This is a genomic window from Cupriavidus oxalaticus (assembly GCF_004768545.1).
GTDB classification, from domain to species: domain Bacteria; phylum Pseudomonadota; class Gammaproteobacteria; order Burkholderiales; family Burkholderiaceae; genus Cupriavidus; species Cupriavidus oxalaticus_A.
In genome coordinates, this window is the sequence record NZ_CP038636.1 from 774136 (window position 1) to 791579 (window position 17444).

Here is a 17444-nt window from a genome sequence, read left to right on the forward strand (position 1 = left end):
AGAGTGTGGCGGACGGATCCGATCCGCCTGCAAACGCCTTGCCGTGACACCGGTCAACCGGTAACTGGCTCCTTGCGCAAGGTCCTGAGCTTTGACGTGCCATGGTGCCTGTCCGCCGACTTATATCCCAGCGCGTCCTCGGCAATGATGATCTTCTGTACATTCGCCGAGCCCTCGCCCGTGAACATCATGTCCGCGAAGCACTTGTAGCGGGAGATCCGATATTCCACTGCGAGGCCGTAGCCGCCAAAGATCTGCTGCGCCTTGTCAGCGCACAGCTTGGCGGTCTGCGACGCATGGTACTTTGCCATCGACGCCAGCCGATTAGTGGGTAACCCCGCGTCCATGTGCTGGGCAGTCTTGTAGAGCAGTGCGCGGCTGGCCTCGATCGCGACAGCCATTTCGGCGATATCCGCCTGGATCATCTGGTAACGGCCCAGCGGGCTGCCGCGGACCATTCGTTCGTTGGCGTATCGCACGGCGTCCTCGAAGCACGCGCGGGCAATGCCGAGCGCAAGAGCGCCGACCACCGCGCGTCCCGACTCCAGCGCGCGCATGATGATCTTGAAGCCCTCGCCTTCTTCGCCGAGCCGGTTTTCAACCGGAACAACGAAGTCGTCCAGGTACAGCGCAGCTGTCCGGAAGGATTTGGACAGGCCCATCGTGTCGATCGGATGCGCGGTGAATCCCGGGTACTTCTTGGGTTCGACGATGAACGCGGTCACGCCGTTCGCGCCGGCACTGGGATCGGTCTTAGCCAGTAGGATGCCGGCGTCGCATTCGTTGCCGAGCGACGCCCACATCTTGGACCCGTTCAGGATGTATTTGTCACCGTCGCGTCGTGCCGTGGTCTTCATGTTGCCCAGTGCGTCCGAGCCGCCGCCGGCCTCGGTCAGGGACATCATGCCAATGATCTCACCGCCCACCAGGCGCGGCACGTAGCGACGCACCTGCTCTTCCGTACCGGCAAGGTAGATGCCGGCGGGACAAGTGCCCGACTGCTGGTTGCTGCAGCAGGCAAAGCGCACATCCATCCGGGCCAGCTCTTCCAGGATCACGACGGCGGCCAAGTAGCCTGTGCCGGTGCCACCCACCTCCTCCGGGAACAGCGACCCGAAGAACCCGGCTTCCCCAGCCTTCCTGACCAGCTCGCGCGGCATCTCTTTGCGCGCCTCGAAGCCGTCCATCACGGGCACGACCTCACGCTCCATGAACCGGATCACGCTGTCGCGTATCGCAGCGATATCCTCTCCGTGCAGGTCAAGCATCACCAATCTCCTCATTTGCTATGACTTACCGCGTCCCGCAGCACGCGGAAGCGCTCGGCCACTGTTGGCCTCTGATACTTATCATGACGGGCTTTGCCTGGCGGCTGAACCATGTTGCGCATTGTTCCGCCATGCAAAACCGCCAATCTCAGCGCCCCTGCCAGCGGGGCGCCCGCTTCTCCGCGAAGGCGCGCATGCCTTCTTGCGCATCCTCGCTTGCGTACACCGTGGCATAGATGTCTACCGCATCGCGCAGGCCTTGCTCGACACCGACCGAGCCGGCATGCTGGATGCTTTTCTTTCCGGCGCGCACGGAAAGCGGCGCATTGGCTGCAATCTTCGTCGCCATCTGGAGTGCGACAGTACGAACCTCGTCTGGCGTCTCTGCCACATGGTTGACAAATCCAAGCGCGTGCAGGCGCTCGATCGGTAAAAAGTCGCCGGTCAGGGTCATTTCCATCAGCACTGCCTGCGGCAGCATCCAGAGCAGCGGAACCCCCCAGGGGGAGCCGCGCCCCACCTTCGCCTCGGCAATGCCCCCTAACGTCCCTCGCAAGCCGATCCGCAAGTCACAGTTCAGCGCAAGCATCATGCCGCCCGCGGTAAAACTCCCCGTCATGGCAGCGATGATCGGCACGTTGACCGTTCTCATGCCTTGCTGGAAGGGATCCTCGATCCGGTCCGTAATGTCGGCTGTGGCATCGTCCCGACGGATGGCCGCCGCTTCCTTCAGGTCCATGCCGGCGCAAAAGGTGCCGCAGTCAGCGGATGTGAGGATCACCACCTGGACTGACTTGTCCTTGTTGATGCGCTTCCATACCGCGCTCAGGCCGTTGAAGACCGCCACAGACAGCGCGTTACGGGCCTGTGGGCGGTCGATCCTGACTTCCACCACGCCGGGTGCCACTTCGGCCAAGACCAAACCTTCCGCAATGGTTTCGGCATTCATGGCTCGATCACTGGCAGGCGCAGGATGGCATTGCCCAGCGATTTGCCGGTCTGGTCCAGCCGCAGCGTCCGGGTGGCGCCACCGCCCAGCGCCTTGTGCATGAATACGCTGAGCGAGTGCAGATTTGCGGCCTCGAATACCTCGACGTCACCGCGGACCCATTCGCCGAACAATTGCTTCACGGCCTCGGGGGTCACGGAGCGGCGCAGCGCCTCGTAGTCCTGTGGCGTTTTTGCGATCACGCCGATCGTCACCGTGTCGCCTTTATCGCCGGAGCGCACGTAGGCAATGTCTTTGAGCAGGGAAGTCATGCTTTCGATCTCCATTTCAAACGTCGAGGACCGTCACGGTCTGCTGGATCAGCTCGCGCGGAATCAGCGTCGGCCACAGCGACACCACGGGACGCGGCTTCATCGGTGCACCGAACGACGTGCCGCCGGGGCCCATGATCCACATATGGGCGCAGCCCCGCCGAACTTTCTCGGCCTCGTCCTTTGTGCGCGTGCGCACTGCGACGCGCAGACCGACCTCGTTGTGGTCGCAGTTGCTTCTGGGTGCCGCCGGGCCGTGCAGCATATTGACCCCGACGAAATCGAACTGGATCTCGTCGGCCTTCAGGCCCAGACGCTCAAAGCGCTCGAGCAGGGTTTCGCGGGCCTTCTCCGCCCGCGCCAGCGCCGACGGCCAGGGGAAGAACATCATGCCCTCGCCAATCCAACCGTCTTCATAGCCGATGACGACCTTGAGCTGGTCCGGACGACCCGTTCCCGTCATGCCGCTGATGCGAACGCGGTCGCCGCCCAGTTCTTCAAGCGAGAGCGATGTGAAATCGGCAACGCCATCCGGCATCACGTAGCGGCGAGGATCATTGATCTCGTAAAGCAGGTGCTCCTTGATCGTAAACTGGTCGACCCGGCCGCCAGTTCCCTGGAGCTTGCTGATCACGGCGGTGCCGTCCTTGGAGAAGTCCGCGAACGGAAAGCCGAGATTCCCCATATGCGGCATCTCGGCGAAGCGCGAGTTGATCCCGCCGCTGGCGCAGCCCGCGCATTCCAGCACGTGGCCGACCGTCACCGCCGCGGCAATGCGGTCCTCGTAAGATGCTTCGTAGCGCCACCCGAATTCGTGGACCATTGGGCCCACGTACAGCGCGTTGTCGGACACGCGGCCCGCCACCACCACATCCGCGCCGGCCCCCAGGGCTTCCACGATGCCCGAGGCATCGGTATAGACATTGGCCGCGACGACGCGCGAACGGATTCTGGCGAAATCCGTGTCGCCGGTATCCATGTTTACGAGGGGAATGCCACTCGCGATAATGTCGTCGAGCCGGTGCAGCACGTCATCGCCTTCGATGACCCCAACCTTCGTCCCCGACAAGCCCAATTCCTGCGCTGTCTTGACGATGGCGTTGCCAGCGGCCATGGGATTGACGCCACCGCCATTGGAAATCAGCTTCGTCCCGGACTGGCGCGCAAGTGGCATGGTAGCGCGCATGTAGTCGATGACGTCCGGCACGTAGCCCAACTGCGGATTCTTGGCCCGCAGGCGCTGCAGCAGCGCCATGGTCAGCTCGGCGAGGAAGTCGAACGACAGGTAGTCAAGCTTGCCGTGTTCCAGCAGTTCCAGGGCGGGGTCGAGTGCGTCTCCCCAAAAACCAGAACCAGATCCGATACGTACGATGTCTTTCATGTTGTCACCACACCTCTTGGAGAATTTGCTGTAACTGTTCCGCGTCGCGCACGGGGCGCGGGTTGTTCTGCAGGTACCAGTCGTCGAAGGAAACCCGGGCCAGCTCGGGCAGCGCGTCCTGCAGGACATCGAGGTCGCGCAGGCGCGTGGGCAGCTTCAGTGCGCCGAACACCGACGCAAGCGCATCGACCACCCGGGCGCCGGCCACCTCTTGTTCCGCGCCTTGCAAAGGCAACCCAAGCGCGGTAGCGATCTTGGCAAGGCCTTGCGCGGCTTCGGGGGCATTGAAACGAAGCACGGCGGGCAGCACGATGGCGTCGGTGATGCCGTTGTCGATGCCGAACCTGGCACTGATGGCGTGGCCGAGTGTCAGGGCAGCGCCCGCACCCGTGTAGTCGGAACCATGGCCACACAGGATCGAAGCCGCCATGAGTTCCGCACGCTCGCCGTCGTCATATTCGTGCTCGCTCGCACCAAGATGCTTCGTGAGCAGGCGCACCGCGTGCATCAGCATGGCATCGGCCATGGAATCGCCCTTGCGCGACATCAGGCCTTCGACTGCCAGCGACAACGTATTGAGTCCGGCACTGAGGATCAGCTGGCGCGACGCAGTCCTGAGCAGGTCCGGGTGGATGAACACGGACTGCGCCCGGGTCTTGGGGTCATAGAGCGCCAGGCGGCTGCCGTCGGCCGGATCAAGGACGGCGCTGCCGGCCTTCACGATGGCGGTCGTCGGCGTGGTCGGAATGACCAGCTGGGGCAGCTTGGGGGCGAGCAGCTTGGGGCTGGTTAGCTTCCCCGCCGGGTCGCGCTGCGTGCACATGGCGTCGGCCGGTCGCTGCTCGGCCATCAGGATGCTGGCTGCGCGCGCAGTCACGATCGCCGACCCGCCGCCGACCGCAATGACGGCATCGGCATTTACCCGCGCCAGTTCCGCTGCGGCTTGCTCGACCGCAGGCAGCGGGCTTTGCGAACGCACCCCGGTATAGACACCGGCACAGCGTCCCTGCGCCGCCGAGACGATCAGGTCGACGATACCGGCGTCGCGGCCGAGCGTTGCGCCACAGAAGACCAGCGCGCGCTTGCTGCCGAGCCGCTCCAGCTCTGCCCCGAGCGAGCCGAGGCTGTCCGCACCCTGGAAGATGCGCAGGGCCGGTACGATATGACGGAAGGATTGCATTGAGGTTTTGCGCATTGCCTGTAAGGTGAGAACCATGATGCGGCGGCTGGCGTCCAGCGCGAAGCCGGCATGAGACTGTTCCGCGGGTGAAAACAAGCCGAGGCGGCGAATGCAGCCGCTGCCCGGGTTCAGAAGATTTCAAACAAGCCGGCAGCGCCCATCCCACCGGCGATGCACATCGTCACGACCGCATACCTGGCGCGCCGCCGGCGGCCCTCCAGCAACACGTGACCTGCCAGTCTCGCGCCGCTCATGCCGAACGGATGCCCCACAGAGATCGCGCCGCCATTCACGTTCAAGCGCTCGTCCGGGATGCCAAGCTGCCGCTGGCAGTAGACCGCTTGGCTCGCAAAGGCTTCATTGAGTTCCCACAGGCCGATGTCCGCCACGGCCAGGCCGTGCCGCTTCAGTAGCCTGGGAACGGCGTAGACGGGACCGATACCCATTTCGTCGGGCTCGCAGCCGGCCAGCGCGTATCCCCGGAACGCGCCGAGCGGCTCGAGTCCCAGCTTCGACGCTTGGGACGCCTCCATCAGCACGCAGGCCGAGGCGCCGTCAGACAGCTGCGAAGCGTTTCCTGCCGTCACGAAATGTCCTTCGCCCAGCACGGGCTGCAGCTTTGCCAGGCTTTCGTAGGTGGTGCCCGGGCGGTTGCAGTTATCGGCGTCGACGGTCACTTCCTTGTGCGTCACGGCTTTGGTGACTTTGTCGGTGACCGCCATCGTCGTCGTGCATGGGACGATTTCGTCGGCAAAGCGCCCCGCCTTTTGCGCCGCTTCCACCTTTCGCTGGCTGTCGGCGGCAAAGCGGTCCTGTGCTTCGCGGCTGATCTCGTAGCGCCGGGCGACCACTTCCGCAGTCTCGATCATCGACAGGAATAGTTCAGGGCGATGCTCGGCAAGCCAGGGATCGATGGTGGTATCGGTTCCGTCGGTTGCGCGCGCTCGGATTTGGGAGATGCTTTCGACACCACCTGCGACAGCGGCATCGGCGCCATCCATGACCACCCGTCCGGCTGCAATAGCGATGGCCTCGAGACCTGATGCGCAGTAGCGGTTCACCGTGGCACCTGCGACGCCAATCGGCAGGCCCGCCCGGAGTGCTGCCTGACGGGCAACGTTCCTGCCGGTCGTGCCTTCCGGGTAGCCACAGCCCAGGATCAGGTCTTCGATGCGCCCCGGCTCGATGCCGGCGCGCTGAACCGCGGCCTGGATGGCGAAAGCAGCCAGGGTGGGACCCGGCGTGATGTTGAATTCCCCCCGATGGGACTTGGCAAGGGGAGTTCGTGCAGTGGATACGATGACGGCTTCGCGCACCGGAGGCTCCTTGGACTAGATTCGCGTATGACCTGCATCTTGCGGAGCACGGCCTGCGCGCGACAGCAAGTCGCAAGTTGTTCCGGCAGCGAAAACTCGCGAGTCGCCGTCCACGCAGTCTTCCACCTCGCAAAACCCAGTATTCGGCAAATAGAATCGCTAAATCGGGCAGGGATTACCCGTTGTTGACAGCTATCGATTCACGACACTAAGCTGGGTCATCCTTCGGGGCGTCCCCGTCTTTCGCATCTCCCCATGCCATCCAAGCCTTACAAAGTCACTTCCTTGGAACGTGGCCTGGCAGTACTGCAAACCTTAGGCAGCGCCGACAGGCCGCTGCGCAACCGGGATGTCGTGGCAAGCACCGGACTGCCGAAGGCGACTGTGTCCCGACTGACCAACACGCTGGCGGCCATGGGTTACCTGCGTCGCACCGACCAGGGCAGTTATGTGCCGGGGCATCTCAGCGCACGCTCGGGCCGGTCGATGCTCGCCGGACTCGACTTGGCGCAGCATGCGCCGCGCTTCCAGGCATTCTTCGAGGAAACCGGTGGGATCGCGGTATTGGAAGCGATGATCGGACGCACCATGGTCCCGGTGTTCCGCTGGTCTGCTGCCGCCAGCACGCTGCTGTCACAGGGAACCGGCGAGGTGTCCGACGATGAGCAGGTTCCGTCGCGCCATTGCCGGGAGTTCTTTTATGGCGACAAGACCAGCGTCACTGGGGAATTTGCCAGGCAACTCAGCGAGAAGGGATGGTGTTATTGGTGGGACGTGGCGGCCAGCGAACTGAGCGCCAGTACCGCAGTGCGGTTCGAGCACGTCGGTGACTTCGTATTGACGCTGCATGTGCCGCAGCCCGAAGCGCCATCCGAGGCGCGCCTCGCCCGTGTCGGACTGCATCTTTGCCAGTCCGCGCGATACATTGCGCAGCAATAGCTGTACCGAGAGGTAGCAACCCATGGACACCAAGCCGCTCCAAAACGTCTGGCAGATCGCCGACCCGACCGCGACGAAGCTGGACCTGACGGGAATCGTGCGCCGGGTACATACCACCTCTGGCGAGCGCAGGAAGGCCGTTTCCACACGCAAGACTGCGCCTGCGCGCCAGGACCCGGGCTCCGATTTCGTCGAAGCTTTGGCCCATGGCCTCGCGCTGTTTGAATCCTGGCAAGACCACGATACGTGGCTCACCAACGCGCAGATTTCCGAGCGGTCTGGTCTGACGCGCACGACTGTCTCGCGGCTCTCCGCCGTCCTGGTTGACCTGGGCTACCTCGCTCGCGAAAGCCAGCGCGGACGCCTGCGACTTACAGCATTGACACTGAGCCTTGGCTTTGGCAATGCCTTCGCGCGGATTCCTGCTTCCGCATCGCAGCAGCAACTGAAACAACTCGCCAGCGAACTCGATGTGTATGCAGCGCTGAGCATACGGCAGAGCGACCTGGTCCAGGTCGTCGAGCACGTCGTGAGTCCGTACCACCCGGATGCCGTTGTCCTGGATGTCGGTGGGAAGCTACCGATCTGTCGTTCCGCATCTGGGTTCGCCGCTCTCTGTGCGCTCAAGGAAAGCGAGGCGTCACCGCTGCTCGAGCGGCTGCGGTCGCAGTATGGGGAACGGTGGTCGCCTTTGGCGCGCCAGATCGAACGATCGCGGCAGGAATACCTGAGCAAGGGCTACTGTACCTCGGTCTCGAACTTGTCGCGCAACATTGGCGCTGTCGCGGTCCCCGTGATACCCACCGGCAGCGACGATATCTTCGTGCTTGGTTGTGGCATGTCGGCCCAGGACTTCTATCCCGAACGCGTCGAGCGGGAAATAGCGCCGCAGCTGCTGAAGGTCGCAGATGACCTGAAGGTATCGCTGTTAGCGTGATAGCGCCATCCGCGGCCCCAACATGTGAGACTTTCAAATGCCCTGTCATCCCCCGCTGCCCGCCGTGAAATCCACGAGCGGGTCATTTCGATGAAGGCGTATCAGAGTGAAGACGGGCTCTACGAAATCGAAGCACGACTGGTCGATACCAAGCCATTTGCCTTCCAGCGGATCAGCCTGCCGGATCCGTTGCCACCGGGCGAACCGCTTCATGACCTGTCCCTGCGCCTCACGGTGGATCGGGACTATGTGGTGCGCGCGGTGGAAGCCTCGTCTGATGCCACGCCCTACTCGCTTTGCAAGGAAACCGAGTCGACACTATCCGTGCTCGTTGGAGATCGGATCGCATCTGGCTGGTCTTCGACCGTCAAGACGAAGCTGCGCGGCGCGGCGAGCTGTACGCATCTGATGGAGATGCTGATTCCCATGGGCACTACCGCCTTCCAGGGCATTAATGGCGTGCAGCGCGAAAGGCAGACAACCGTGGACACCAGCAAGGTCCCGGTCCAGGTGGACAGCTGCTACAGCTATGCGAAACACCGCAGTGTCATTCAGCGCTACTGGCCCCAGCATTATCAGCCGGATTCGGAATAAGGGAATAAGCGCGGCCGGCGTGAAAACGCACCGCCGACCGTTCGGCATTCGCACGGCCGGCGGTTCTCGATGGCAGGCTATTCGAGTTCCATCTTCGCAGTCTTCACGATGCGCGACCAGCGTTCGATGTCCTTCTTCTGGAAGTCCGCGAGCTCCTGGCGCGACATGGGCATCGGCCGCCAGCCGCTTTCGCAAAACAGTCGAGCAGCTTCGGGCATCCTCACGGCAGTAGTGATGACTTCATTCAGCTTGTCCGCCACTTCTGCGGGCGTGCCTTTTGGTGCGAACGCCGCGACCCAGCCGCTTAGTTCGTAACCCGGGACGCCCTGCTCGGCTATCGTGGGAACCGTCTCAAGGCCAGGCATGCGATTGCGCGTCGAGACACCAAGCGCGCGCAGCTTGCCGTTCCTGACCTGCGGCATGATCGAAAGCGAGTCGCCGAACGTCATGTCGACACGGCCACCGATGATATCGCCGACCACTGCCGACATCGCTTTGTATGGGATATGCAGGATGTCTACCTTTGCCTGCTGCTTGAACAGCTCCCCGCCTGCAAGTGTCCACGAGCTGGCACTGCCAAAGGTTAGCGTTCCGGGTTTATCCCGGGCCAGGGCGATCAGCTCAGGTACGTTCTCGGCCTTTACGGTCGGTGAGACGGCAAGCACCATGCCACCTAACGAGATCCCGGCGATGGGGACAAAGTCCGCGACGGGATCGTAAGGCATCTTCCTGTACAGGCTCGCGTTAGACGCGTGCGTGGTGCTGGTCGTGATGATGACCGTATAGCCATCAGCAGGCTGGCTCAGTGCGTACTGGATACCAATAATCCCATTAGCGCCGGGCTTGTTTTCCACGACGACAGGCTGTCTGGTCTGCTCGGTGACATGCTGGCCAATAAAGCGCGCCACCTGGTCTGTAGTGCTGCCGGCCGCAAACGGAACGATCACACGGATCGGCCGGGATGGGAACGACGACTGCGCCATCGCCCCTGTGCACGCCAGGATAAGCGGCACGGCGGCAAAGAATGTTTTGGGAAATCCTCTCACGGTTGGCTCCAAGATTTGTCGTCAGACAGTACAAGAGCTCGACGCAACGCGAACGTTTTCTGGCGCGATGCGTAGCCCGACAGCGAACTGCGGGTGGTGATATGCGCACCGGATTGATCGATTGCTGCCGTGCGCGCATGGACTCCCTGGCGCTCAATCGTCGGGCGCGGTCATGCGCTCCATGGCTTCGGCATACTCCAGTTGCAGTTGGTACATGACATCCTTGACCGAGCGCTCATGTGTCAGGTCCCAGACGCCCTGGCCCGCCGGATATGAAAAGTACTCCTTGCGCTTCGCCCGCACCACACGAGCCTGTGCCGGATTCCAGAGCACGGCTTGAAGCGGCGCCTGTAACGGTACGGGCGCATCAGGACGCTCCCAAGCTTCGGAAAGCTGACTCTTGATCATGCGGACAGTTTTTCCGCTCCAGCACCGGCGCCGCGCGACATCTTCGGAGCGCGCTGCAAACAGCACCTCTTTCTGGAACGGCTCGATCAGTTCGCTCTCTCGTGTGCCAAGCCAGATCGTGCCGGTCCAGACTCCCTCCGCGCCCAGTGCCCGTGCTGCAGCAATCTGGCTTCCGCGGGTAATCCCACCAGCGGCTAGCACCGGCACTCGGCCGGCAGCGGCGGCTACCACTTGCGGCACCAGCACCATGGTCGTGATCTCGCCCGTATGACCGGCCGCCTCAGTGCCAACGGCCACCAGCAGGTCCACACCGGCCTTGAGGTTTCGCTCGGCATGTTCAGCCTTGCCACAAAGCGCGCCCACCAGGATGCCGCGGCTGCGCAGTAGCGACACGATGTCGGCGCGCGGCTCGCCTAGCGCGCTGACCACCAGCCTGACTTGTGGATGCTGCAGTGCGACTTCCACCAGGCGCATGCCACCGCTCGCCGTACGATTGCGCCCGACCTGAAGGATCTCCTCGTAGAGGCGGCCATGTTCTTCCGCGGGCAGCGGCGGCACGTCCGCCTCCTTCAGGACGGTATCCATGTATGCCTTGTGCTCGCCAGGGATCAGTGCATCCAGCGATCCTGTGGTTTCCTCCGCCTCTTTCGAGTACTTTCCAGGCACGACGATGTCGATGCCGTAAGGCTTGCCGTCAACGTGCCTGTCGATCCAGGCAAGCTCTACTTCCAGTTGCTCCGGGGTAAACCACGATGCGCCCAGTACGCCGAAGCCACCGGCGCGCGTGACCTCGACAACGACATCGCGGCAGTGGGAAAAGGCGAAAATAGGGACGGAATATCCCAGCTTCTGGCGCAAGCTGGTCATGTCGTTCTTCATCTCAGGACTCCAGAAAGAGTGCCACCGTCATTGCTTGATGATGGTCGTCCGCTCCACCGAAACAATTCCGTGATCTTCACGGCAAGCTCTTCAGCGAACTGATTCGGAAATATCTAAGACCAGCGTGGAGCGGGGGCTTACGCCAATGAAAAGGGTCGGCACAGCGGCATCAGAGCCGAGTGAAGCCCGCCTTTCTGCCCTTATCCCGCATACTCTGGATGGGTGCGCTGGCCAGCCGTTTTCGCTTTGGTCGAACGATATTAGGAAAACGTAGTCGCGCTTCGAAGCCGCGGGCCATTTGTTCCGTCATGCAAAACAAGCAGCAGGAATTCCCGTTTTGGCCAGGTGAGCGCGCGAAGCCAAATGATGCGCGCAAGGTTACGTAGATGCCAGTCCGCGATCTCCACTAGGATATATCATGCATCAATGACAATCGTTCACGAAGGAATAGGCGATGGAAGTCACCGGCATGAATCACTTCACTGTCCTGACAAAGAACCTGGCGTCCAGCGTGCAGTTCTACGCGCAAACACTTTGGCTCTCGAAAGGACCGCGCCCGGACTATCGTTCCCTGGCGCATGGCTGTACTGCAACGGTGGGCCGATCGTGCATCTGATCTCCAGCGATACTTCAGCACCCCCATTTGGGGTGATTGACCACATGGCATTCATGTGCACGGGACCGGCCCGAGCTTCAACAGCACCTTCAAACGGACCTGGGTTCTTCTGAATCAGGCAATGCCGAACCCGCCATCAACCGGCAAGATGACACCGGTCACATAGGCTGCGTCGTCGGAGCACAGGAAGCGCGCCACGCGCGCCACATCGCGCGGCGTGCCCCACCGTTGCATCGGAATACGAGCCATGATCCCCGCACTGCGCTCCGGGTTATCCAGCGCGCCCGATGACAAGCGCGTGCGGATCCAGCCCGGCGCGACCGCGTTCACGCGGACGCCTTTTGGTGCCAACGCTGCCGCGTAGGCGCGGGTCAGCCCAAGCACGCCGGCCTTGCTGGCCGTGTACGCCGGATTGTTGGGTGAGCCAAAGTAGCTCCACATGGACGCCACGTTGACGACGGCGCCGCGTGCAGCGGCCAGGCGCTCCTCCAGCACGCTGATCATCGCCTGCGAACCGTTCAGGTTCACGTCGACCACCTTTCGGAATCCCTCCGGTGAGAACTCCTTGCGTTCGTGCAGGATAATGCCGGCTGCGTTGACCAGCACCGACACCGCATCCAGGTCCGCCGTGGCGTCACGCATGGCGTCCACGGCAGTGACATCGCCGCGTCGGAAGTCCAGAGCGCCCGGCAGGTCTTCGTCGGCGTCCATGCCCAGGCATACCACGCGCAGGCCGTCCTGTGCAAACAATTCGGCGATGGCACGGCCGATTCCGGTTCCACCGCCCGTTACCACTGCAATCCGTTGACTCATACTGCCTCACTCCCTGTTGAAGAAACGGGGCGCTACACGCCCAGGTAGGTTGCGCGCAAGTGCGGGTTGGCAAGCAGTTCCTTGCCCGGCCCGGACAGCGCGATGGTGCCGCTTTCGATGACGTAGCCGTAGTCGGCCATGTCCAGCACCTGGTTGACGTTCTGCTCGATCACAAGGACGGCCATGTCGCGCTCGCGCAGCTGGCGAATGCTGTCGAAGAGCCGATCGACCATGATCGGCGCGAGCCCGAGCGATGGCTCGTCCAGCGCCAGCACGCGTGGCAGCGCCATCAGCGCGCGGCCGACCGCCAGCATCTGCTGCTGCCCCCCGGACAGTGTCGAGGCGGCCAGGTGCTGGCGCTCCTCCAGTATCGGGAACAGCGTGAACACCTCGCGCAGCGTCTGCGTGCGCCGCTGGCGCGCGCGCCGATTGCTGGCGCCGATCAGCAGGTTCTCGAGGATCGACATGCCGAGGAAGAGCTGCTTGCCTTCCGGCGACTGAACGAAACCGTCCAGCACCACGCGGTGCGGCGCCTGGGCATCGAGCTCGCGTCCGTCCATGCGCACCGCGCCGCGCTTGCGCCGGACCAGCCCCGACACTGTGCGCAGGAATGTGGTCTTGCCAGCGCCGTTGGCGCCAATCAGCGCGGTGATTGAGCCCGGCGCCAGCGACAGGTTGATGCCGCGCAGCACCTGCTGTTCGCCATAGCCGGACCACAGGTCCTCCACTTCAAATACTGCTGCTGGCATAGCCATCTCCGAAATAGGCATTGAGAACCTGGGGCATGCGGACCACGTCAGCAGGCGCCCCGTCGGCGATCAGGCGCCCCTGCTCCATCACGATCACGCGGTCCGACAAGCCCATGATGACCTTCATCACGTGCTCGACGATCAGCACGGTCACGCCGGTGTCGCGGATTTTGCGTACCAGTTCGACCATCTCGCCCGCCTCGTTGGGCGTGGCCCCCGCCACCACCTCATCCATCAAGAGCAGGCGCGGACGCGTGGCCAGCGCCCGACCCAGTTCGAGCTTGCGCTTATCGAAGGCAGTCAGGTCGCTGGCATCGGTATCGGCACGCGCAGCCAAGCCCAGGAATTCCAGGCAGGCGTAGGCCTCGTCGCGCACGCGCGCCCTTACGCGGCTGCGCGAAAAGCCGCCGACCATGACGTTCTCCAACGCACTGAGCCCGCCGAAAGGCTTCGACAGCTGGAATGTGCGCGCGATGCCAGCGGCGCATATCTGATGCGGCCGCTTGCCGCGGATCTGCTGTCCGCCGAACTGGATGTCGCCTTCGTCGGCCTGGATTGCGCCGGCGATCAGGTTGAAGGCAGTGGTCTTTCCCGCGCCATTCGGGCCGAGCAGTCCCAGGATCTCGCCCTTTCCCACCGAGAACGAAAGCTTGCTGACAGCCTGCAGGCCGCCGAAGCGCTTCGAGATCGATTTCACTTCGAGAATACGTTCCATGGATCTTCCTTCAGGCGTCCTTGGCGACGACCGCCTTGGCCGTAGCATGCGGTGCGCGCCGGTAGCGCAGCAGCCGCTCGAGCGGGCCGATAATGCCCTTGGGGAAATACAGCACCGCCACCATCAGGATCAGGCCATAGATCACCAGGTGCAGGCCGAGGAATTTGCCGGCAAACCAGGCGCGGGCGAGTTCGGCGATGGGGTGCAGCACGAAGGCGCCCAGCACCGGGCCGATGATGGTCCCCTGGCCGCCGACGATGGCCATGATGGCAGCGTCGATCGACAGGTCCAGTCCCATGTTCCGCTCCGGATTGATGTAGCGGAAGAATTGCGCATAGAAGGCGCCCCCCAGCCCGGTCATGAACGCGCTGATCGCGAGCGCAATGATCGGATAGCGCGTAGTGCTGACGCCTACCGCCTGGGCGGCGGCCTCGTCGCCGCGGATCGCCTTCAGGTAGTAGCCCAGGCGGGAGCGTTCAAGCGCCAGTGTGGCCAGCAGCATCGCCACCAGCATCGCAAAGATGATGTAGTAGTACGGTACCTTGTCGTCGAACTGGAACGCCAGCCAGCCTGCCTGCGATGGCGGAATGACAAGGCCCTGCGCCCCCTTGAGCGGGATACCGAGGAACTCATCGGTATTCTCGATCCAGATACGCACGATCTCGGCAAAGGCAATGGTGGTCAGCGTGAAGTACGGCCCCTTGAGCTTGAAGGTGGGATAGCCGATGCACACCGACAGCAGCGCCGCAGCCAACCCGCCGGCGAGCATGCCGAACCAGGGCGAGATGCCCAACTGAGTGAATAGCAGCACGGTGATATAGCCGGCCCCCCCGGCGAACACCGAATGGCCCAGGGACAGCTGACCTACATAGCCGCAGACGAAGTTCCATGCCGACGCCATGTAGGCGAAGTAGAGGATCATGATCAGCGAGTGGAGCGCGTAGCCGTCCTGCACGAATAGCGGCAGCACGCCGGCAACGGCCATCAGCGGAATTCCGATCACGGCGTTGATATTGGTCCTGGATACGGTCATGAGTACGGACATGAATGTGTCCCTCCCTACTTGCGGCCGAGCAGCCCGTTGGGGCGGAACAGCAGCACGATAATGAACAGGCAGAACGAGAACACCGATGCGGACGTGGCCGTGACGAACTGCGAGGCGACCGACTCGAACACGCCCAGCACCAGGCCGCCGAGCAGCGAACCCGGAATCGAGCCGATCCCGCCCAGCACCACCACCAGGAAGGACTTGATGCCAAACCCGAGTCCGGTGGTCGGCGATACCGACAGGAACGGCACCAGCAGCGCGCCGAAAAGTCCGAGGATGCCGGCGCCGATGCCGAAGGTGACGTTGTAGACCTGGCCAACGTTGATACCGGAAAGCGCTGCGGCGTCGCGGTTCTGGGCGGTTGCGCGGATCTGGCGGCCGGTGTCGGTGGCGCGCAGCCAGTACGACAGGCCGGCCGCGACCGCCACCGCCGCCACGCACGCGATCAGCCGCGGCACGTTGACCGGCAGCGATGCCAGGTCGATCGAGCCGCTGAGCGCATCGGTGGTGACCGTGCGCACATCGGGCCCGAAGGCCATCAGAATGCCGTTGTCGATCACCAGGAACACCCCGGTGGTCAGCAGCAAGGCACCAAGCGGCTCGACCACCATGGTGGCCTCGCGCCGGAACAGCGGGGCGATCACTACCGCCTGGGTGAAATAGCCGAGCAGGAACAGCAGCGGCACGGTGAACAGCACGGTAAGGTAAGGATGCAGGCCGAATACCGACCAGATCAGGTAACTCAGGTACATGGCGAGCATCAGGAAGGAGCCATGCGCGAAGTTGATTACCCTCAGCACGCCGAAGATGAGGCTGAGGCCAAGCGCAATGCCGCCGTAGATGCCGCCCAGCAGTACGCCGTTGACCACGGCGTAGGCCAGAATGGTTGGGTCCATGTCACTATCTCGATAAGCACGGGCAGCGCCCGTGTTGCGATACATCCGGCCCGGCACGGCGTGCCGGACCGTCCTGCCGGGTGCCTCAGCGCGCGCCGGGTGCGGGCAGCGGCCACACCGGCGCCACGCCTGCCAGGCGGTTCGATGCCGGCCAGATCGTGCGGCGCTCACCGTTCTGGTTCTGCGAGATCACGCCGTGGGCAAAGGTGTTCTGGCCCTGCGCGTCGAACTTGATGCGCTGGTAGCCGGTGATCAGCGCGGGACCGCTGCTGATGTCGGTCGCGGCCAGGGCGTCGCGCACCTTGCCGCGCTCGGTCGAGGCAGCCCGCTCCAGCGCGTCCTTGACGATGTAGACGTTGGACACGCCCTGTGCGCCGTAGGAATTGATGCCGTAACCGAGCGCCGCCTTGAACCTGGCATCGGCGGCGATCATGGCCGGATCCTTGGCGGCGCGCATGATGTCGACCTGGAAGTCGTCCTGCACGAACATGTTCTCGACGGCCTTGGGCGACACCGCCTTGTAGAAGTTCGGATCCTCCGAGCCACCGCCCACGGAGTGGATGCCATAGGGCACGTACACGCGGCTTTCGGCGAGCTGGCGCGTGAACAGGATGTGGTCCGGCGTGTAGGCCACGACGATCAGCGCGTCGGGCTTGGCGCTGCGGATCTTGAGCAGTTGCGCCGACAGGTCGGTCTGGTTGGGCGGGTACGATTCATCCAGCGAGATGGCGTAACCGCGCTCCTTCGCCAGCTTCTTGACGTTGGCGGCATGCGAGCGGCCCCAGTCGGTACCCTCGTAGAACAGGCCGATGCTCTTCGGGCCCTTGCCAGTCTCCTTCTTCAGCAGGTCGAGCGCGTCGATCTGCTCGCGTGCGTCATAGATGGCCTTGTTGTTGGGCCGGAACACATACTTGAAGCCGCGCTCGGTAATCTCGTCCTTGACTGCGCCGGTGACCAGCCAGGGTACCTTGTAGCGCTCGGCGACCTCGGTGGCCGGGAAGGTCACCGCGCTGTTGTAGGCGCCGACGATCAGCGTGACGTTCTCGCGCTGGATCAGGCGCTCGGTTTCCGCGACACCGACGTCGGGCTTGGACTGGCTGTCGGCGAACACCAGCTTCAGGCGCGCGCCGCCCAGCGCCTTGACGCCGCCCGCGGCATTGATCTGCTCGGCGGCGATTTCCGCGCCGAGCTTGGTCTGGTTGCCAATGGTGGCGGCGCCGCCCGACAGCGGCAGCACGAAGCCGATCGGGATCTCCTTGACTTGCCCGATGGCATTGCCGCCCGCCAGCGCCAGCAGCAAGGCCGAGGCGCCGATAAAGCGACGGCGGGACGAACGTGGGTGCGTATGCATAGTGTCTCCTGGTTTGGTCCGGACCCGACGGCCCGGTGCAACTCTGGG

Annotated in this window: 18 protein-coding genes; 4 read left to right on the top strand and 14 right to left on the bottom strand. The window is 63.4% G+C overall.

Annotation, left to right across the window (positions count from 1 at the left end; all coding sequences use genetic code 11):
• Positions 1-53: 53 nt before the first annotated feature.
• The 6 genes from E0W60_RS31630 to E0W60_RS31655 all read right to left on the bottom strand — a co-directional run bounded on the left by E0W60_RS31630 (position 54) and on the right by E0W60_RS31655 (position 6405).
• Positions 54-1268 (bottom strand): acyl-CoA dehydrogenase family protein, encoded by a 1215-nt coding sequence (locus tag E0W60_RS31630; protein WP_240746024.1) that lies wholly within the window; start codon positions 1266-1268, stop codon positions 54-56.
• 148 nt (positions 1269-1416) lie between these two features.
• Entirely contained in the window at positions 1417-2217 is an 801-nt protein-coding gene (locus E0W60_RS31635; protein WP_135706800.1) for an enoyl-CoA hydratase/isomerase family protein, read from the bottom strand.
• Positions 2214-2543 (bottom strand): AtuA-related protein, encoded by a 330-nt coding sequence (locus E0W60_RS31640; protein WP_240746025.1) that lies wholly within the window; start codon positions 2541-2543, stop codon positions 2214-2216. The genes E0W60_RS31635 and E0W60_RS31640 overlap by 4 nt, the downstream gene beginning before the upstream one ends.
• 1 nt (position 2544) lies before the next feature.
• Complete coding sequence (locus E0W60_RS31645; RefSeq protein ID WP_135706801.1) at positions 2545-3909, bottom strand: acyclic terpene utilization AtuA family protein; 1365 nt, start codon at positions 3907-3909, stop codon at positions 2545-2547.
• A gap of 4 nt (positions 3910-3913) precedes the next feature.
• Positions 3914-5185, bottom strand: coding sequence for an iron-containing alcohol dehydrogenase family protein (locus E0W60_RS31650; protein ID WP_240746026.1), 1272 nt, complete (start codon positions 5183-5185; stop codon positions 3914-3916).
• A 32-nt stretch (positions 5186-5217) separates the two neighbouring features.
• Positions 5218-6405 (bottom strand): acetyl-CoA C-acyltransferase, encoded by a 1188-nt coding sequence (locus E0W60_RS31655; protein ID WP_135706802.1) that lies wholly within the window; start codon positions 6403-6405, stop codon positions 5218-5220.
• A gap of 255 nt (positions 6406-6660) precedes the next feature.
• Here E0W60_RS31655 and E0W60_RS38135 point away from each other — a divergent pair, with 255 nt between their 5' ends.
• The 3 genes from E0W60_RS38135 to E0W60_RS31670 all read left to right on the top strand — a co-directional run bounded on the left by E0W60_RS38135 (position 6661) and on the right by E0W60_RS31670 (position 8875).
• Positions 6661-7344, top strand: a complete 684-nt coding sequence (locus tag E0W60_RS38135) for a helix-turn-helix domain-containing protein (protein WP_135706803.1) — start codon at positions 6661-6663, stop codon at positions 7342-7344.
• Positions 7345-7366: 22 nt separating this feature from the next.
• Complete coding sequence (locus E0W60_RS31665; RefSeq protein ID WP_135706804.1) at positions 7367-8281, top strand: IclR family transcriptional regulator; 915 nt, start codon at positions 7367-7369, stop codon at positions 8279-8281.
• A gap of 90 nt (positions 8282-8371) precedes the next feature.
• Complete coding sequence (locus E0W60_RS31670) at positions 8372-8875, top strand: DUF2889 domain-containing protein (protein WP_135706805.1); 504 nt, start codon at positions 8372-8374, stop codon at positions 8873-8875.
• 77 nt (positions 8876-8952) lie between these two features.
• On the opposite strand, the gene E0W60_RS31675 is transcribed toward E0W60_RS31670, so the two are convergent.
• Both E0W60_RS31675 and E0W60_RS31680 read right to left on the bottom strand, forming a co-directional pair.
• Entirely contained in the window at positions 8953-9921 is a 969-nt protein-coding gene (locus E0W60_RS31675) for a Bug family tripartite tricarboxylate transporter substrate binding protein (RefSeq protein WP_135706806.1), read from the bottom strand.
• Positions 9922-10074: 153 nt separating this feature from the next.
• Entirely contained in the window at positions 10075-11208 is a 1134-nt protein-coding gene (locus E0W60_RS31680) for a nitronate monooxygenase (RefSeq protein WP_135706807.1), read from the bottom strand.
• Positions 11209-11662: 454 nt separating this feature from the next.
• On the opposite strand from E0W60_RS31680, the gene E0W60_RS37205 reads away from it, so the two are divergent.
• Positions 11663-11824 carry a hypothetical protein gene (locus E0W60_RS37205; RefSeq protein ID WP_167884656.1) on the top strand — a complete coding sequence of 54 codons (162 nt, stop codon included), beginning with the start codon at positions 11663-11665 and terminating at the stop codon, positions 11822-11824.
• A gap of 114 nt (positions 11825-11938) precedes the next feature.
• Here the strand turns inward: E0W60_RS37205 and E0W60_RS31685 are convergent, their stop codons facing one another.
• From E0W60_RS31685 to E0W60_RS31710, 6 genes are all read right to left on the bottom strand, one after another.
• Positions 11939-12637 (bottom strand): SDR family NAD(P)-dependent oxidoreductase, encoded by a 699-nt coding sequence (locus E0W60_RS31685; protein WP_167884657.1) that lies wholly within the window; start codon positions 12635-12637, stop codon positions 11939-11941.
• Between the two features lie 32 nt (positions 12638-12669).
• Positions 12670-13386 (bottom strand): ABC transporter ATP-binding protein, encoded by a 717-nt coding sequence (locus tag E0W60_RS31690; RefSeq protein WP_135706808.1) that lies wholly within the window; start codon positions 13384-13386, stop codon positions 12670-12672.
• Positions 13367-14101, bottom strand: coding sequence for an ABC transporter ATP-binding protein (locus tag E0W60_RS31695; RefSeq protein WP_135706809.1), 735 nt, complete (start codon positions 14099-14101; stop codon positions 13367-13369). Before E0W60_RS31695 ends, E0W60_RS31690 begins: the two co-directional genes overlap by 20 nt.
• 10 nt (positions 14102-14111) lie before the next feature.
• Positions 14112-15146 (bottom strand): branched-chain amino acid ABC transporter permease, encoded by a 1035-nt coding sequence (locus E0W60_RS31700; protein ID WP_240746027.1) that lies wholly within the window; start codon positions 15144-15146, stop codon positions 14112-14114.
• A gap of 14 nt (positions 15147-15160) precedes the next feature.
• A complete protein-coding gene (locus tag E0W60_RS31705) occupies positions 15161-16045 on the bottom strand; it encodes a branched-chain amino acid ABC transporter permease (RefSeq protein ID WP_135706810.1) in 885 nt (294 codons plus the stop codon).
• A gap of 85 nt (positions 16046-16130) precedes the next feature.
• On the bottom strand, positions 16131-17396 hold the full coding sequence (locus tag E0W60_RS31710; RefSeq protein WP_135706811.1) for an ABC transporter substrate-binding protein: 1266 nt from the start codon (positions 17394-17396) through the stop codon (positions 16131-16133).
• Positions 17397-17444: the final 48 nt, after the last annotated feature.

Coding starts and splice junctions, on each gene's coding strand:
- E0W60_RS31670 (WP_135706805.1), top strand. CDS start 8,372: ATGAAGGCGTATCAGAGTGAAGACGGGCTCTACGAAATCGAAGCACGA.
- E0W60_RS31695 (WP_135706809.1), bottom strand. CDS start 14,101: ATGGAACGTATTCTCGAAGTGAAATCGATCTCGAAGCGCTTCGGCGGC.
- E0W60_RS31680 (WP_135706807.1), bottom strand. CDS start 11,208: ATGAAGAACGACATGACCAGCTTGCGCCAGAAGCTGGGATATTCCGTC.
- E0W60_RS31705 (WP_135706810.1), bottom strand. CDS start 16,045: ATGGACCCAACCATTCTGGCCTACGCCGTGGTCAACGGCGTACTGCTG.
- E0W60_RS31710 (WP_135706811.1), bottom strand. CDS start 17,396: ATGCATACGCACCCACGTTCGTCCCGCCGTCGCTTTATCGGCGCCTCG.
- E0W60_RS31665 (WP_135706804.1), top strand. CDS start 7,367: ATGGACACCAAGCCGCTCCAAAACGTCTGGCAGATCGCCGACCCGACC.
- E0W60_RS31645 (WP_135706801.1), bottom strand. CDS start 3,909: ATGAAAGACATCGTACGTATCGGATCTGGTTCTGGTTTTTGGGGAGAC.
- E0W60_RS31685 (WP_167884657.1), bottom strand. CDS start 12,637: ATGAGTCAACGGATTGCAGTGGTAACGGGCGGTGGAACCGGAATCGGC.
- E0W60_RS38135 (WP_135706803.1), top strand. CDS start 6,661: ATGCCATCCAAGCCTTACAAAGTCACTTCCTTGGAACGTGGCCTGGCA.
- E0W60_RS31635 (WP_135706800.1), bottom strand. CDS start 2,217: ATGAATGCCGAAACCATTGCGGAAGGTTTGGTCTTGGCCGAAGTGGCA.
- E0W60_RS31700 (WP_240746027.1), bottom strand. CDS start 15,146: ATGTCCGTACTCATGACCGTATCCAGGACCAATATCAACGCCGTGATC.
- E0W60_RS31630 (WP_240746024.1), bottom strand. CDS start 1,268: ATGCTTGACCTGCACGGAGAGGATATCGCTGCGATACGCGACAGCGTG.
- E0W60_RS37205 (WP_167884656.1), top strand. CDS start 11,663: ATGGAAGTCACCGGCATGAATCACTTCACTGTCCTGACAAAGAACCTG.
- E0W60_RS31640 (WP_240746025.1), bottom strand. CDS start 2,543: ATGGAGATCGAAAGCATGACTTCCCTGCTCAAAGACATTGCCTACGTG.
- E0W60_RS31690 (WP_135706808.1), bottom strand. CDS start 13,386: ATGCCAGCAGCAGTATTTGAAGTGGAGGACCTGTGGTCCGGCTATGGC.